The following is a 15,185-nucleotide window of genomic DNA, read 5'->3' as shown; positions in this document are numbered from 1 at the left end:
GTTATCACTACCTCACCTAATCACCTCCTGCCCCAAACACAATGCGCCACGAACCACAGGCTCTACTCCTATATTGGCCCGTTGATCAGCAGGAGCTGGACCTGATTGCGGCCTCAGGCTGGCTGGCGTTTCCGGCGCGGCAGCCGGAGTGGCCTAGCTTCTGCCCTACCCTTCGGGAAGAATATGCGGCGAGGTTAGTAAGCCAATCGGGCGCTTCAGGAGCGGTGGCCTACGTGCTGCGCTTTGCCATTGATGCCGAATACGCCGCCTGCTTCCCCATGCGCACTACGGTGGGCGGCTTAGAACAAGAGGCCCTTTGCGTACCAGCCGAGGAGTTAGCTGACTTCAACCAACAGCTCATTGGTCAGATTGAGATTGTGAGCATGCTGCAAGGTAGCCTAGGCCACTAGCCGTGATGGCAGCGAACCCAGTGCCACTCGGAATGCACTACCTTTGCCGCTTCCGATGAAAACCTACCTCCGCATTCTGCAATACGCGCGGCCCTGGGCCGCTTTTCTGCCGCAGTACCTGATATACACCGTGTTGGGTACGTTCTTCGGCCTGGCTAACTTTACACTTATCATTCCTCTGCTGAAGGTTTTGTTTGACAAGACCGATAAAGTACCCTTGCAGGCTCCGGAGCATATACCAGCTTTCCAGTTTAGTCTTGACTGGATCCGTGATACGTTTAACTACTATTTCGCCGATGTACTAGTATCACAGGGTAAGTTAGGCGCCTTGGGGTTTGTCTGTGCCATCGTGGTAGTATCTGTGTTGCTCAGCAACGTATTCCGCTACCTCAGCCTGCGCTTATTGGCCAAAGTGAGGGCGCGCGTTATTAGCAATTTGCGCCGCGATTTATATCACCGCATCCTAGGTCTGCAAATGAGCTTTTTCAGCAACGAGCGAAAAGGTGACCTCATGTCGCGCTTTACCAGCGATGTGCAAGAAGTAGAGACCTCCGTTGTGAATACGCTCACAGCAGTTATTCAAGAGCCATTTAAAATCGTAGCATTTTTTGCTCTGCTGTTCTACATATCGGTGCCCCTTACCTTATTTACGCTGGTTTTGCTACCTATTTCGGGAGGCATCATTGCCAGTGTCTCTAAGCGGCTGCGCACGCAGGCCAAGCAAAGCCAAAGCACCCTGGGTACCATGCTATCGGTGATTGATGAAACGCTGGGCGGAGTTCGGGTAATCAAGGCCTTCAATGCTCAGGAATACATCAAGGGTAAGTTTGAAGATCAGAATGACCAGTACGCTCACACCTCCCGCGCCATTGATAACACCCGCGACTTAGCCTCGCCGTTTTCGGAGTTTGCCGGCGTTTCGGTAGTGGCCGGCTTACTGTACTTTGGCGGCACCCTAATTTTGGGTGGGCAGTCAAACCTAACAGGCGAAACGTTTATTGGCTATGTAATTCTGTTTTCGCAGGTGCTTACGCCGGCCAAGGCTCTGTCCTCGTCGTTTGGCAACATTCAGCGGGGCCTAGTGGCGGGTGAGCGGGTGCTGAGCATCATCGATACTGAGCCCGCCATCCGCGACAAGCCCAACGCGCAGGTGCTGCCACCCTTCGAGCAGCAGATTGAGCTGCGCAACCTGCAGTTTGCCTACGGCGATACGCCCGTGCTGCAAGACATAAACCTCACCATCAAGAAAGGCAAGACGGTAGCGCTGGTAGGCCCCAGCGGCGGCGGCAAAAGCACCCTCGCTGACCTGCTGCCACGTTTCTATGACCCCACCGGCGGCCAGATGCTCATTGATGGCCACGATGTGCGTGACTGCACTATTCATTCCGTCCGCGACCAGATGGGCATCGTGACTCAGGAGAGCATTCTGTTCAACGATACTATTTTCAACAACATCCGTTTCAATACTCAGGCCACCGAAGCCGAGGTAATAGAAGCCGCCCGTATTGCCAACGCCCACGACTTCATTACGGCCACGCCGGAAGGGTACCAGACGATGATTGGCGACCGGGGCTCCCGGCTTTCGGGTGGGCAGCGCCAGCGCCTGAGTATTGCCCGCGCTATTCTGCGCAACCCACCCATCCTGATTCTGGATGAGGCCACTTCCGCCCTCGATACGGAAAGTGAAAAGCTGGTGCAAGAAGCCCTTACGCGCCTCATGCAGAATCGCACCTCTCTGGTCATTGCGCACCGGCTAAGCACCGTGCAGCACGCCGATGAGATTGTAGTGTTGCAGCACGGCCGCATTGTGGAGCGCGGTACGCACGAAGAGCTCGTCCGCCATGAGGGAGGCCTCTACAAGCGCCTTAGCCTGATGCAAACCACCAACGCCGCCTTGGTTTAACCAGAATTGGTGGCAGTGAGGTGAAGCTGAACGCTAGAACAAGCCGGAGGCAATGGCAAAACACTATATTTAGTCCGGGAACTGCGCTTCTGCGTAGTATAGCCCTAGTTTTCTCCTTAGCTTCTGAACTCCATGCTCGCTATCAAACGTCTGGTTACAATTCTGGTAATGGTGTTTTTGCTGCTGGCGCTGCTGATTCTGCTTAGCCCAGCCGTACGCAACTCCTTCGCTAATATGGCCGGCTCGCCGGAGTCGTTGTTCTTCACACTCTTTATTGCGGCCGTCATTCTGTTAGGCCTGCAGCTCATTACCGAGAACCTTGATAGTGTACTGCTGCGCCGCGAAGTAACGGCCCGCGAAAGCAAAATCAACGAGCTGAAAGCCCGCCTGTATGACCAGCAGATGGAGCAGCAGCGCCTTGCTGACCGCGTGCCCAGCACGGGTGCCCGCACCGGCACCACCACCATTCCCGACGGCTACGTGACCCCTACTACGCCGCCATCCTCTACCCCCTACGACCCCTCGGGCCAGCCCCTGACCTAATTTTTCCCGTGTCTGAACTGCTTACCGATATCATCCAGGCCGAGCTAACGGAAGCCCGCGCCGTTCTTGACCGTTTTCTGCAGGAGCCCGCTAACCTGCAGGCCATTGAGCAGGCCGCCCGCTTAATGGCCGACTCGCTCAACAGCAGTGGTAAAATTTTAACCTGTGGTAATGGCGGCAGCCTCTGCGATGCCCAGCACTTTGCCGAGGAGCTGACGGGCCGCTACCGCCAGAACCGCCGTGCCCTGGCTGCCATTGCCCTCACTGAGGCCTCCCACATGAGCTGCGTAGCCAACGATTTTGGCTATGACCGTGTATTCAGCCGTTTCGTAGAGGCCCTTGGGCGGCCCGAGGACGTACTGCTCGCTATTAGTACCAGCGGTAACTCGCCCAATATTCTGTTGGCAGCCGAAGCGGCTAAGGCGGCCGGCATGAAAGTAGTAAGCCTCACGGGCAAGGACGGCGGCAAGCTGGCCGGCCTCAGCGATGTGGAGATACGGGTAGCCCATACCGGCTACGCCGACCGCATCCAGGAGGTGCACATCAAGGCTATTCATATTATGATACTACTGATTGAGCAACTAGTAAAATAAGGTTTTCAGCAGGCAAACAGAAGGGTTTATCGATGGGCAGAACACACTGGTCGAGCAGTGTCCGTAGCCCAGCGGTAAGCCCTTTTATTCTGTTTAGAGTGGCCTAGTTTTGTCGTCAGCCTGGTAAACTCACTATCGGGGAAGTTTCTGATTCTTACCGCTTATTCAGCTTGATTTATGCTTACTAAAACCTTCGGCTCTGCCGTGCAAGGGGTTAATGCTTATACTATTACCATTGAAGTAGTTGTATCACAGGGAACGGGCTTTTTTGTAGTGGGCCTCCCGGATAATGCCATCAAGGAGAGTCAGCAGCGAGTGGAGGCCGCACTCAAGTTCCGCAACTACCGCATGCCCCGTACCAAGGTGGTAGTAAACATGGCCCCGGCCGACATCCGGAAGGAAGGGTCCTCGTATGATTTGCCCATTGCCCTGGGCATTCTGCACGCCTCACAGCAGCTCAACACTGAGCGCCTGAGCGAGTATGTGGTAATGGGTGAGTTGGCCCTCGATGGCGCTTTACGCCCCATTCGGGGTGTACTGCCCATTGCTATTCAGGCCCGAAAAGAAGGCTTTAAGGGCCTGATTCTGCCGAAAGAGAATGCCCAGGAAGCAGCCATTGTCAACAACCTTGATGTAATTCCGGTGGAGACGATGCAGGAAGCCGTAGACTTTCTGGAAGGCCGCCAGACGATAGAGCCCGTGGTTATTGACACGCGAAACGTGTTTCAGCACACAGCCAATCAATACGCCGCCGACTTTGCCGACGTGCAGGGCCAAGAGAATATCAAGCGCGCCCTGGAAATAGCGGCGGCGGGCGGTCATAACGTAATCATGATAGGCCCTCCCGGCGCGGGCAAGACCATGCTGGCCAAGCGCCTGCCTAGCATTCTGCCGCCCCTGAACATGCAGGAGGCCCTGGAAACCACTAAAATTCATTCGGTGGCGGGCAAGCTGGGGGTTAACAGCTCCCTACTGAATAACCGCCCATTTCGCAGCCCGCACCATACTATTTCGGATGTGGCGCTGGTAGGGGGTGGCGGCAACCCACAGCCGGGCGAAATCTCACTGGCGCATAACGGGGTTCTGTTTTTGGATGAGCTACCGGAGTTTAAGCGCACGGTGCTTGAGGTAATGCGCCAGCCTTTGGAGGAGCGCCGGGTTACTATCTCCAGGGCCAAGCTCAGCATTGACTTCCCGGCTAACTTCATGCTTATTGCCAGCATGAACCCATGCCCCTGTGGGTATTATAACCACCCGGAGAAAGAGTGCGTGTGCGGGCCCGGCGTGGTGCAGCGCTACTTGAACAAGGTAAGCGGCCCCCTCCTCGACCGAATTGACCTGCACGTAGAGGTAACGCCCGTTACATTTGATCAGATGACGGAAACGCGCCGCGCAGAAAACAGCCAGGATATTCAGCAGCGCGTGGAAAAGGCCCGGCAGCAACAAGCTGCGCGCTTTCAGGAGTTTTCGGAAATCCATTCTAACGCCATGATGCCCTCGCAGATGGTAAAAGATATCTGCCGCATTGATCAGGCCGGCCTAGCCTTGCTGAAAACGGCCATGGAGCGCCTAGGCCTCTCTGCCCGAGCCTACGACCGAATACTGAAAGTAGCCCGCACTATTGCCGACCTCGCCGACGCAGAGGAAATCCGCATTGAACACCTCGCCGAAGCCATTCAGTACCGCAGCCTGGACCGCGAAGGCTGGGCCGGTTAGGTGGTGAGTTGGTGACTGAGTGAGGTGTCATTGCTTCGTCCTGCGTCCTCGCAATGACACCTCACTCAGTCACCAACTCACCATTTCGCAAATTCACCTCTACCTTTACAGGGCTATGTATAAAGCGCTGCTGAAACCCCTGTTCTTCCAGCTCGATGCCGAACGGGCCCACCATTTGGTATTCGACAACCTGAAGAGGGCCCACCAGGTGCCGGGTACGGCGGCGCTCCTGCGGGGCCTGTACGACTTCCGCCATCCGACGCTGGAGCGCGAGGTCTTCGGTCTTAGGTTTCGTAACCCAGTGGGCCTGGCAGCTGGCTTTGATAAAAACGCCCTGCTCACGGATGAGCTGGCAGCGCTAGGGTTTGGGTTTGTGGAGATTGGAACGGTTACACCGCGGCCACAGCCCGGCAACCCGGTGCCCCGCCTCTTCCGGCTGCCGCAAGATGAAGCGCTGGTAAACCGGATGGGCTTCAACAACGAAGGTGCCGCGGCTGCCGCTAACCGTCTGCGGAAGCGCCGCTCCGACATAATCATTGGGGGTAACATTGGCAAGAACAAGGACACCCCCAACGAGCAGGCGGCCCAGGACTACGTAGCCTGCGTAGAGGCTCTGCACGAAGTAGTAGATTACTTTGTGGTGAATGTTTCCTCGCCCAATACGCCCAACCTGCGGCAACTGCAGGAGCGTGAACCACTAATTGCTCTACTGCAGCAGGTGCAGGCCCGAAACCAGTCGCTGCCCCAGCCTAGGCCACTATTACTCAAGATTGCCCCCGACCTGACGGATGGACAGCTCGACGACATCCTGCTGATTGCCCGCGAAACCCAGCTGAGTGGCCTAGTAGCTACCAATACCACCATCAGCCGCGACGATTTGCAGACGCCAGCCAGCCAAGTGGCCGCGCTGGGGGCAGGTGGGGTAAGCGGCCGGCCACTGCGTCGTCGCGCCACTGAGGTTATCCGGTATCTGCATCAGCATAGCCAAGGTGAGCTACCTATTATTGGAGTGGGCGGTATTCACTCGCCGCAGGATGCCCAGGAGAAATTGGTCGCAGGGGCCTCCTTGGTGCAGCTTTATACTGGCTTTATCTACGAAGGCCCGGGCTTAGTGAAGCGAATAAACCAGACCTTGGTGCAGGCTTGACAAAGCCATTCGGTTGCTGTAGCTTAGTTAATTGTCAGTTTCACCTTTAATTAACTAGCAGTTATGGGCAAAGGAGACATCAAGACCCAAAAAGGCAAACGCAGCAACGGCAGCTACGGGGTACACCGCAAAAAAACGGCGCGCCGCGAAGGCTGCAGCTCCCAAACCAACCGATAAAAAATAAAGCAAAAGCCCCGAGCCAGGTATAGTCTCGGGGCTTTTGCTTTGAGCAGAGAGGCTACTACTGGCCTACGCCGCTAGCGGCTGGTAGCGACGCTGCATCCAGATTAAAACGGGTACTAGCACCAGCGTAGGCCACAGGAAGTTGAGCGGGAAGGGAATGAACTTCAGACTGGTGGCTGAGAAAGCCGAAACTGCGGCAATGTAAGAGCCTACAAAGCCCGAAATATGATTGCGCAGCCACTGCCCGGCTGGCCACGGACCGGGGCGCATAAACCCCCGAAGCTGGCGCAGGGTCGTCAGTAGGCCAATGCCACCAAACACCAAGGGCACCGGGTTAAATGGTCGGCTCAGGATTCCGTAGGCCAGGGTGCCCGCGAAAAGCAGCAGGCCCAGCGTTACCACACTCCAATCATATAACTCAGGCTTTTGGTGCTCGGTGCCCATGCGCTTGTGGTACAACGAGCGGTAGCCAAACTGCGCCAGATACAGGCTAAAAACCCCAGTCAACAACAGAAACGTGAGGCCATTGAGGCAAGCAGAAAGTATAGCCGTGGTGCCGGCCACCAGCATCGACCAGAAAAACACGCGGCCCCAGAGCCGGTGCGCGGGCCCACCCTTCCGGACGGCCAATGCTACGGGGGCCACAAAGAAGCCGGTAAAACCTGCCGCAATGTGCAGCCAGCGGTTCAGATGCAGGAAAGTTTCCATGGGTTAAGAAGAGCGTGCAGTAAGTGGCAGTGAAGAATCTGTTCCAAGGTTCAGCTACTTGCGCTATTCTCAAATCGCATCTTTCTCAACCCGCACTATCCCCTACTGAAACCGCCATTCGGCTTCCTGAAATGTGCAGCGCTATAGCCGCACTCCCAGGCGAAACTCTACCACATCGGCGGCGCCGCGGTGCACTTTTAGGTCTACGTTGCCAAACAGACGCTCAGTAAACCGATATTTCAAGCCTAAGCGCTCGTAATAGAACTTGTTGGACTTGTAGGGATTATAGAGGTAGAATCCCAGCTGCGACACAAATGCCAGCCGCCCAAAGAGCAGCTCATGCCCAACGTAAGCCCCGGCCTTCCTGACGTCTGGGAGCTTATCGGTGGTACGGGCTGTGTCGAGGAGTTCGGCCCGGAGGCTGCGGTCGTAGAATCCTTCCACTCCTACTACCAAGTTACTTTTGCGATTCACGCGGCGGCCAGCCGAAATAGTCACCGAGTTGACCCAGTACTTGGTGCGGTCGGTTTCATTGCGCTGCTTCACGCCGGCCGTAGTGCTCAGCTCCACAAAGTTGCGGCCCAGGTCGGGGGGCATAATGGCAGCCTCTCCTATTGGCAGCGGTGCAAAGGGCCGTTGCTGGTGGTAGTTTAGGCCCAGCAGCACCGTGGGCAGATTAATACCGAAATTAGGTTTGGTGGTAGCGCCATTGGAATAGTGGTTGAGCCCCACCCCCAGCAACAGGCCTACGTGCTCCGACACGGCCACATCGTACTCCAGCCGCGTTTGAATGGTGGCATTCAGGCGGGAGCTAACGATGGTATTTTTGTGGTTGGTTTCCTGATTATACCGGGTTGGGAAATACCCTAGGCCAGTACCAATCCGGAAGTTTAGCTCTTGGCGCTGCGTGCGCAAAAAGGGCTTGTTGATGTACACCGTGGCGGCATATGACTTCCCTAGCACGGGGTTATGATAATCATAGTAAACCAAGGCGAGACCCACTTTAGGGTAGCGGTACCAGGCGTGCCAGGGCGCCGAGCCGTTGGTTTGGCGTTGCAGGTTTAACTCTGCTCCCGTGGGGTGCGAAACCGCCAGATGCTTTACAGCGGGCGTGTGCGCAAGTATAAAGCTACCCTGCGCGTAGGCTCCCAGTACCACGGGGCCGGTGGGCTGAACAGGCCTAGCACTCTGCCCTCTTGCATGGCCTGCACCAGTGGTGGCAAGTAGGCCTGTTAGCAGCAGTACAAGTCGAGTCGTCATAAAAAGCAGAAGGCAAGCAGGCCAAAATTAATGAAATTGGCCTGATGGGGGCACCTACTCTATTTGCCTCCAACGTAGATAAAGTACTACTACTGTTAAGCTTGGCATAGCCAGATACAACGAAACATTTATTTAATACTAATAAAAGGCTACTTAGTCGCAACCCTGACTTATTGCTTACGGTATGAGTCCCTGTGAACCACGAAGAACGTGGCTGCGTCGGTCCGTGAAGTGGTATTTATTGGTGTTATCCCCATCCTCATCCCCATGAAAAAAATTGCAGCTCTCACTTTAGTATTGGCTTCGGCTGCTTCTCTAGCTCACGCCCAAGATGCGGGCGGGTTTCGTATCGGTGTAAAAGCCGGTGCTACGTATTCTAACATCTCCGGTGATAATGTTAGCCAGATTACCGGCCCTAATTACAGCAGCGACCTAGGCGACTATAAGCTAGGCTATAATGCGGGCGTGTCGCTTTCTGTTCCGCTGAGCAGCGACGGCTTCTTCTCGTTTGCCCCAGAGCTGTTGTACAACCGCAAAGGCTACGAGATTAAGTCGAACCAGTCGGGCAACCTGGGCGTAGAAAACGGCAAAACGATAGAAAGCCGCGAGGTGGAGCAGCAGCGCGTACTCCATTACTTAGACGTGCCACTGCTGGCCAAAATCAATGCTGGTGGTCTTTTCTTTGAACTAGGCCCTCAGGTTAGCTATTTGTTCGGCTCGAAAAACAAACAGCAAACTACCACTAAGTACACGGACGGTACCAAAACCAAAACCGATAATGATGGTGGCTTCTTGGATTACAGCGGCATCAAGCGCGGCGAGTCATCGAAGTCTGATTTAGCCCAGTTTGACATCAGTGGGGTGGCTGGTCTTGGCTACATGACCGAAGGAGGCCTAAGCCTTGGCCTGCGTTATGCACGAGGCTTTAACTCCCTCATCGACACCAAAAACACCGACAACGAGCCCAAAGCCTTCAACAATGCGTTTACCCTGCAAGTAGGCTACCTGATTCCTACCCGATAAACGTCTGGTATGTGATTCTCAACAGAGCCGCTCCCTCAAGGAGTGGCTCTGTTTTTTTATAGAATCACGCTAATATTCATATACCAGCGTTAAAGGTGTATTACTACAGTATTTGCCCCCTTCCTTTCACTCTTCATTTTTAGCTACATCATGAAAAAAGCAGCTTTTGTGGCTGGTGCGCTGCTGGCGGCCGCCACGCTTTCTTCCTCCGCCGCGCACGCCCAGGGCGTCCGCCTGGGTATTAAGGGAGGAGCCAACCTCTCCAACCTCTCCGGCGACCTAACTGACGAGGACCGCTTTGAAAATAAGGTAGGCTTTCATGGCGGGCTAATGCTCAACGTAGGCCTCCTCGATGATGGTTTCCTGTCGTTGCAGCCAGAGGTGCTGTTCTCGCAAAAGGGCTTTAAGTACGCCGACAGCCAGTTCAACATTGGCGGCAATACCATTAAGTACGAGGGTGACCGGACTTACAATTACATTGATGTACCGGTGCTGCTGAAGATTAACGCCGGTGGCTTCTTCGTAGAAGCCGGGCCGCAATATAGCTACCTGCTCAAAGTGAAGGACGACTCCAAGACTTCCATTAATGGCAACACTGCCGCGCAGCGCAGCGGCACCAGCGACCTGAGCAACGTGAACCGTAATGAAATCGGGTACGCCGCCGGCCTGGGCTTTCAGTCAGATGCTGGCTTGCTCTTGGGCCTGCGCTACAACGGCTCCTTTACAGATTTTGGTAAAGATGGCTACCAGGATAGTGACGTGCGCAACGCCCGCAACTCCGTATTCCAACTCTCTCTGGGCTACCTGATTCCGAGCAAGTAGCCATGCCTTGCTGCATGGTAAAAAGGCCGTTCTCAGCTGTGGGGGCGGCCTTTTACCTGGCAAGCTGAAGTGTAATTGGCACACTTTTAGTTCAGGCTGCATCAGTGCACTTTCTCTACCTCTAACTTTTGTTGCACCATGAACCACAAACTGCTTACTGCTGCCTTGCTTACCGTAGCCGCAGCAACCTCTGCCCAAGCTCAAGGAGTACGCCTGGGCCTGCGTGCCGGCACCAACTATTCTAACCTGGCCGGCAACGTTAAAAACGAGAATACCTACAACAACAAGTTCGGGTTCTTGGGTGGCGTGATGCTGAACGCCGACGTAACCGGCGATGGGTTTTTCTCCATTCAGCCGGAAATTTTGTACTCGCAGAAAGGCTTTGAAAACAAGCCCAACGAGTACACCAATACTGTTTTAGGCGTAGGCTACACCGAGAAGCGCGAAGGCAAGGTGAACTACAACTACTTAGATGTACCAGTGCTGCTGAAAATCAACGCCGGTGGCTTCATTGTGGAAGCTGGCCCCCAGTATTCTTACCTGCTGAGCGCCAATGACCAAACGAAGCTCACTCGTACGCGCCAGCCGAATGGCACGCCTACTGTCACGGAAACCCAGGACAAGAAGGACGTAAGCGGCTTTAAGCGCAGCGAGCTAGGCTACGTAGCTGGCGTGGGCTACCAAGCAGATAATGGCCTTAGCCTGAACCTGCGCTACACCGGCGCCTTCAGCGACTTTGTGAAGAGCGACAATGGCACCTACTTCAACGGCGACCTGGCTAATGCCCGCCACTCAGCGGTGCAGCTCTCCCTGGGCTATCTGATTCCCAGTAAGTAAGCCCTCTAGGCCACTTGCTCTTGTGCCGCCCGGTTCCTTGGTAGGAGCCGGGCGGTTTTGCGTTTAACTTAGGGGGTTAGACACATGAAGCGGCCTACTGAAGCATGCACGAAGTATTTCAGCGTAGTTTCGCGACAATAATTACCGTGTTTTTGACGACTACAATGAAGAAAATTTTCCTCTCCGGATTGCTGCTAACAGGCCTGGCCAGCACCGTACAGGCCCAAAGCGATGTATCTCTGGGCTTGAAGGTGGGCGGCTCTCTGTCTTCCTTCTCGGGTGAGCAGGCCTCTGGCTATAAAAGCATCGTTGGGTACCACGCGGGTGTATTTGCCAACATTGGCCTCACCCGCATGTTCGCGTTTCAGCCTGAACTGCTGTACTCGCGCAAGGGCGCTAAACTCTCGGGCGCCGACTTTACTACTCACCTCGACTACGTAGATGTGCCCTTGGTTTTCCACGTAAATGCCAACGGGTTGTTCTTTGAAGCAGGACCTCAAGTGGGTTTCCTGATAGCAGCCAAAAACAAAACCAGTAACATCACTACTGATGTAAAGAACGGTTACAATACGGTTGATGCCGGCTATGTATTCGGGTTGGGCTACCAGCGTAAAACTGGCTTAGGCATAGGCCTACGCTACAATGGTGGATTTACTAACGTAGAAAAATCAGTTCTTGTGGGCAGCACTAAAGTGCAAAACAACATCCGTAACAGCGTATTTCAGCTATATTTAACTTACTCACTGAATGGGCGATAGTGACCCAAATATTTCGTAAGCAGCAACTGCCCTGCGCTTACCCGTGTTGGGCATTATATTTACTTACGCCTATACATTTATAGTTACTTCACTATTGTGATGAAAAGAATTGTTTTGGTTTTGCTAGGCACTATTGGTTTAGCAGCAAGTGGTTATGCACAATCCCTTCACTTCGGCGTAAAGGCAGGCGCTGGCCTAGCAACACTCGTTGGCCCCGGTGCTGGAGTTTCTGGCCCTGCCGGGGCTGTTGCCAACAAGAATAAACTGGGGCTCAGCGCCGGTGGCTTCGCACAGATAAGGTTGCGAGACGATAACTCCCTTATGTTACAGCCAGAATTGCTGTACTCGATGAAGGGCACTCGTACCTATTCAGAATCCTTATATCCTGGGTCTACCACAGTACTAAACTTCACACAGACAGCCACAAAGCTCAACTATATCGATATACCAGTGCTAGTACACTTCACGGCCGGCAGTCTATTTTTCGAAATAGGGCCTGAGCTAAACGTGTTAGTTAAGCAAAAAGTAGAGGTTGAGGGCGGTGCAATAAGAGGTCGCTCAACTAAGGTCACCAGTGAAAAGTACTCTTACTCTTTTCCAGGTGTTTACAAACGTGTAAACCTGAGTGGGGTAGTCGGAATCGGCTATCAAGTAAGCAAAGACTTCAGCGTTGGCATACGCTATAGCAGAGGTATTACTTCTGTCTATACAGCCATGTTCGGGCTTGGGGCGTATGGGCAAAATACCGAGACCCGTCTCTATACCTCAGGGTTGCAGCTTCAGGCCAGCTATAAGTTGGGTGGTCAATAGCCAGTAGGGCACAAGAAAAGGCTCGCCTCCAACATCGGAAGCGAGCCTTTTCTTGTGCCCTACTGGCTATTTTTTCTATTTTATGGCTGCCGCGTAGTTGCGGTAGAAATGCGGGATAGTCTCAATGCCTTTCAGGAAGTTGAATACGCCGTAGTGCTCGTTGGGCGAGTGAATGGCATCCGAGTCGAGACCAAAGCCCAACAGCACGGTATCAAGACCAAGCTCAGTTTTGAACATGGCTACAATTGGAATGGAGCCGCCGCCGCGCGTGGGGATGGGGCGCTTACCGAAGGTGATTTCCATGGCATCGGCAGCGGCTTTGTAGGCCACTGAGTCGGTGGGCGTAACTACGGGCTCGCCACCGTGGTGGGGCCGCACCACCACCGTTACGCCGCTGGGCGCAATGCTGGTGAAGTGCTTCTGGAAGATTTCGGTGATTTCTTCGGAGGTCTGGTGAGGCACCAGGCGCATCGAGATTTTAGCAAAGGCCTTAGAGGCAATAACCGTTTTGGCGCCCTCGCCGGTGTAGCCGCCCCAAATGCCGTTCACGTCCAGCGTAGGCCGGATGCCGATGCGCTCAACTGTAGTATAACCTTTCTCACCGTAGGTATCGGGCAGGCCGATGCTCTGCTTGAACTCGTCGTCGGAGTGCGGTACGCGGTTCAGTTCGGCGCGTTCCTCGTCCGTGAGTACGGCTACGTTGTTGTAGAATTCCGGAATGGTGATGTGGTTGTTCTCATCGTGCAGGCTGGCAATCATCTTGCAAAGCACGTTGATGGGGTTAGCCACGGCGCCGCCGTAGAGACCGGAGTGCAGGTCGCGGTTGGGGCCGGTTACTTCCACCTCATGGTAGCTCAGGCCCCGTAAGCCTACCTCAATGCTGGGCTGGTCATTGGCGAGCATGCCGGTATCCGAAATCAGGATAACATCAGCCTTGAGCTTCTCCTTGTTTTCGCGCACGAAGATGGCCAAGTTATTCGAGCCAATTTCTTCCTCGCCCTCAATCATCACCTTCACGTTGCAGGGCACGCCACCATCCTGGTTCATCACTTCCAGGGCCTTCACGTGCATGTACACCTGGCCTTTATCGTCGCAGGCGCCACGGGCGTAGATCTTGCCGTCTTTAATAACCGGCTCGAAGGGGCCAGAAGTCCAGAGCTCGTACGGGTCGGCGGGCTGCACATCGTAGTGGCCGTACACCAGCACGGTGGGCAGGCTGGGGTCAATGATTTTCTCGCCGTACACAATGGGGTTGCCGGCCGTGGGGCACAGCTCCACGTTCTCCAGGCCTACTTCCTCGAAGCGGGCTTTCAGGTACTCAGCGGCACGCAGTACGTCGCCATGAAACTTAGGATCAGCGGAAACCGACGGGATGCGGAGCCAGTCCATCAGTTCGCTCAAAAAACGCTCTTGGTTCTGTTCGAGGTAAGAAGCCATGCGGCGGTGGGGTTAGTTGGAAATGCTAGGGTAAAATTAGGGAAGGAAACGATAGTGGATAGTAGCCCCCTGTTTCATATAACCTGCAGAGTAGCTACTTTACTTCTATCAATAAGCTAACCATGCACTTTCATAAAATCTTTTGTGCAGTTCTGCTTGCAGCCTGTTTGTATCCTAGCGGCGTTCAAGCTCATGGCGGATCAGATTGGCTGTATACCGCATTTGCTGTAGGCCCAATTTTGATTGGCCTTTTCTTGATCAGCTTACTGCTATTCTTGGGCTACAACCTGTACCACTATTTTAAGCGTAATTGAGCTTAGTGTGTACTTTTGGGCACTATTTCTTATCCCACGGCATCGGCACGCGGCTCTCAGTACCAGCGCGCAGTCGCCCGATATTAGCACGATGAGTGTACACCAGCAGCACCGCCAGCACGAAGCCAAACCACACCAGCAACTGGTTATCGGGCCGGAAGTGCGGCAGCAGCTGGAGCACAGCAAACGTCACACCCGCCGTCATAGAGGAAAGCGAAACGTAGCGCGAAATCAGTAGGGTGACAATGAATACCAGAATGCACACGCCCACAGTGGCCGGGGCAATGGCCAGCATCATGCCCAGCACAGTGGCCACGCCTTTACCACCCCGGAAGCCGGCATAAATGGGATAGATGTGGCCTACCACAGCCAGTACGCCACAGGCAATTTGGTAATACAGCAGCTGCTCCGGCAGAATGGCGCCTTGGTTCAGCATCACGGAGGCCAAGGAAGTAGCGGCCCAGCCCTTTAGCACATCAATAGCCATCACAAAAGAGCCAGGCTTCTTACCCAACACCCGGAAGGTGTTAGTAGCGCCCGAGTTACCCGAACCGTGCTCCCGGATATCAATCCCGAAAAATAAGCGCCCCACCCATAAGGCAGTCGGGATGGAGCCAATGAGGTAAGCGGCCACCAAGAGGCCTAGAACGAGGGGGAGATTCATGCAGGAGGTGGGTAGATGTCGAGCTATGGGGTAAAGATACGTTTCTGATGCCGTGGT

At 54.4% G+C, this 15,185-nt stretch carries 16 protein-coding genes; 12 read left to right on the top strand and 4 right to left on the bottom strand.

The features are described 5' to 3' along the window. Positions 1–41 precede the first annotated feature (41 nt). From HMJ29_RS09790 to HMJ29_RS09760, 7 genes are all read left to right on the top strand, one after another. The gene (locus HMJ29_RS09790) at positions 42–410 is read left to right on the top strand and encodes an ADP-ribosylation/crystallin J1 (RefSeq protein WP_171591309.1); all 369 of its coding nucleotides are present in this window, start codon (positions 42–44) and stop codon (positions 408–410) included. 55 nt (positions 411–465) lie between these two features. Beyond that, positions 466–2,313: an ABC transporter ATP-binding protein gene (locus HMJ29_RS09785; RefSeq protein ID WP_171591308.1), complete on the top strand. Its 1,848-nt coding sequence runs from the start codon at positions 466–468 to the stop codon at positions 2,311–2,313. Positions 2,314–2,445: 132 nt separating this feature from the next. Next, positions 2,446–2,856, top strand: a complete 411-nt coding sequence (locus tag HMJ29_RS09780) for a hypothetical protein (protein WP_171591307.1) — start codon at positions 2,446–2,448, stop codon at positions 2,854–2,856. An 8-nt stretch (positions 2,857–2,864) separates the two neighbouring features. Further along, positions 2,865–3,449, top strand: a complete 585-nt coding sequence (gene lpcA, locus HMJ29_RS09775; protein WP_244678954.1) for a D-sedoheptulose 7-phosphate isomerase — start codon at positions 2,865–2,867, stop codon at positions 3,447–3,449. A 177-nt stretch (positions 3,450–3,626) separates the two neighbouring features. Further along, positions 3,627–5,165 (top strand): YifB family Mg chelatase-like AAA ATPase, encoded by a 1,539-nt coding sequence (locus HMJ29_RS09770; protein ID WP_171591306.1) that lies wholly within the window; start codon positions 3,627–3,629, stop codon positions 5,163–5,165. Positions 5,166–5,280: 115 nt separating this feature from the next. Next, complete coding sequence (locus tag HMJ29_RS09765) at positions 5,281–6,312, top strand: quinone-dependent dihydroorotate dehydrogenase (protein WP_171591305.1); 1,032 nt, start codon at positions 5,281–5,283, stop codon at positions 6,310–6,312. A gap of 63 nt (positions 6,313–6,375) precedes the next feature. Further along, the gene (locus HMJ29_RS09760; protein ID WP_171591304.1) at positions 6,376–6,489 is read left to right on the top strand and encodes a 30S ribosomal protein THX; all 114 of its coding nucleotides are present in this window, start codon (positions 6,376–6,378) and stop codon (positions 6,487–6,489) included. A gap of 72 nt (positions 6,490–6,561) precedes the next feature. Here the strand turns inward: HMJ29_RS09760 and HMJ29_RS09755 are convergent, their stop codons facing one another. Both HMJ29_RS09755 and HMJ29_RS09750 read right to left on the bottom strand, forming a co-directional pair. Then, positions 6,562–7,203: a DUF2306 domain-containing protein gene (locus HMJ29_RS09755; protein ID WP_171591303.1), complete on the bottom strand. Its 642-nt coding sequence runs from the start codon at positions 7,201–7,203 to the stop codon at positions 6,562–6,564. Between the two features lie 141 nt (positions 7,204–7,344). Next, entirely contained in the window at positions 7,345–8,463 is a 1,119-nt protein-coding gene (locus tag HMJ29_RS09750; RefSeq protein ID WP_171591302.1) for an acyloxyacyl hydrolase, read from the bottom strand. 267 nt (positions 8,464–8,730) lie between these two features. Here HMJ29_RS09750 and HMJ29_RS09745 point away from each other — a divergent pair, with 267 nt between their 5' ends. From HMJ29_RS09745 to HMJ29_RS09725, 5 genes are all read left to right on the top strand, one after another. Then, on the top strand, positions 8,731–9,486 hold the full coding sequence (locus HMJ29_RS09745; RefSeq protein WP_171591301.1) for a porin family protein: 756 nt from the start codon (positions 8,731–8,733) through the stop codon (positions 9,484–9,486). Positions 9,487–9,636: 150 nt separating this feature from the next. Continuing rightward, entirely contained in the window at positions 9,637–10,308 is a 672-nt protein-coding gene (locus HMJ29_RS09740) for a porin family protein (protein WP_171591300.1), read from the top strand. Between the two features lie 138 nt (positions 10,309–10,446). Beyond that, positions 10,447–11,145 carry a porin family protein gene (locus HMJ29_RS09735; protein ID WP_171591299.1) on the top strand — a complete coding sequence of 233 codons (699 nt, stop codon included), beginning with the start codon at positions 10,447–10,449 and terminating at the stop codon, positions 11,143–11,145. Between the two features lie 164 nt (positions 11,146–11,309). Continuing rightward, positions 11,310–11,903: a porin family protein gene (locus HMJ29_RS09730; RefSeq protein WP_171591298.1), complete on the top strand. Its 594-nt coding sequence runs from the start codon at positions 11,310–11,312 to the stop codon at positions 11,901–11,903. A gap of 99 nt (positions 11,904–12,002) precedes the next feature. Continuing rightward, complete coding sequence (locus HMJ29_RS09725; protein WP_171591297.1) at positions 12,003–12,713, top strand: porin family protein; 711 nt, start codon at positions 12,003–12,005, stop codon at positions 12,711–12,713. A 75-nt stretch (positions 12,714–12,788) separates the two neighbouring features. Here the strand turns inward: HMJ29_RS09725 and HMJ29_RS09720 are convergent, their stop codons facing one another. Both HMJ29_RS09720 and plsY read right to left on the bottom strand, forming a co-directional pair. Further along, positions 12,789–14,150, bottom strand: coding sequence for a dipeptidase (locus tag HMJ29_RS09720; RefSeq protein WP_171591296.1), 1,362 nt, complete (start codon positions 14,148–14,150; stop codon positions 12,789–12,791). A 336-nt stretch (positions 14,151–14,486) separates the two neighbouring features. Then, positions 14,487–15,128, bottom strand: coding sequence for a glycerol-3-phosphate 1-O-acyltransferase PlsY (gene plsY, locus HMJ29_RS09715; RefSeq protein WP_171591295.1), 642 nt, complete (start codon positions 15,126–15,128; stop codon positions 14,487–14,489). Between the last annotated feature and the right edge of the window lie 57 nt (positions 15,129–15,185).

This window comes from Hymenobacter taeanensis (genome assembly GCF_013137895.1).
GTDB classification, from domain to species: domain Bacteria; phylum Bacteroidota; class Bacteroidia; order Cytophagales; family Hymenobacteraceae; genus Hymenobacter; species Hymenobacter taeanensis.
The sequence above is the reverse complement of the archived record's forward strand: the minus strand, read 5'-3'. Positions and strand labels throughout refer to the sequence as shown.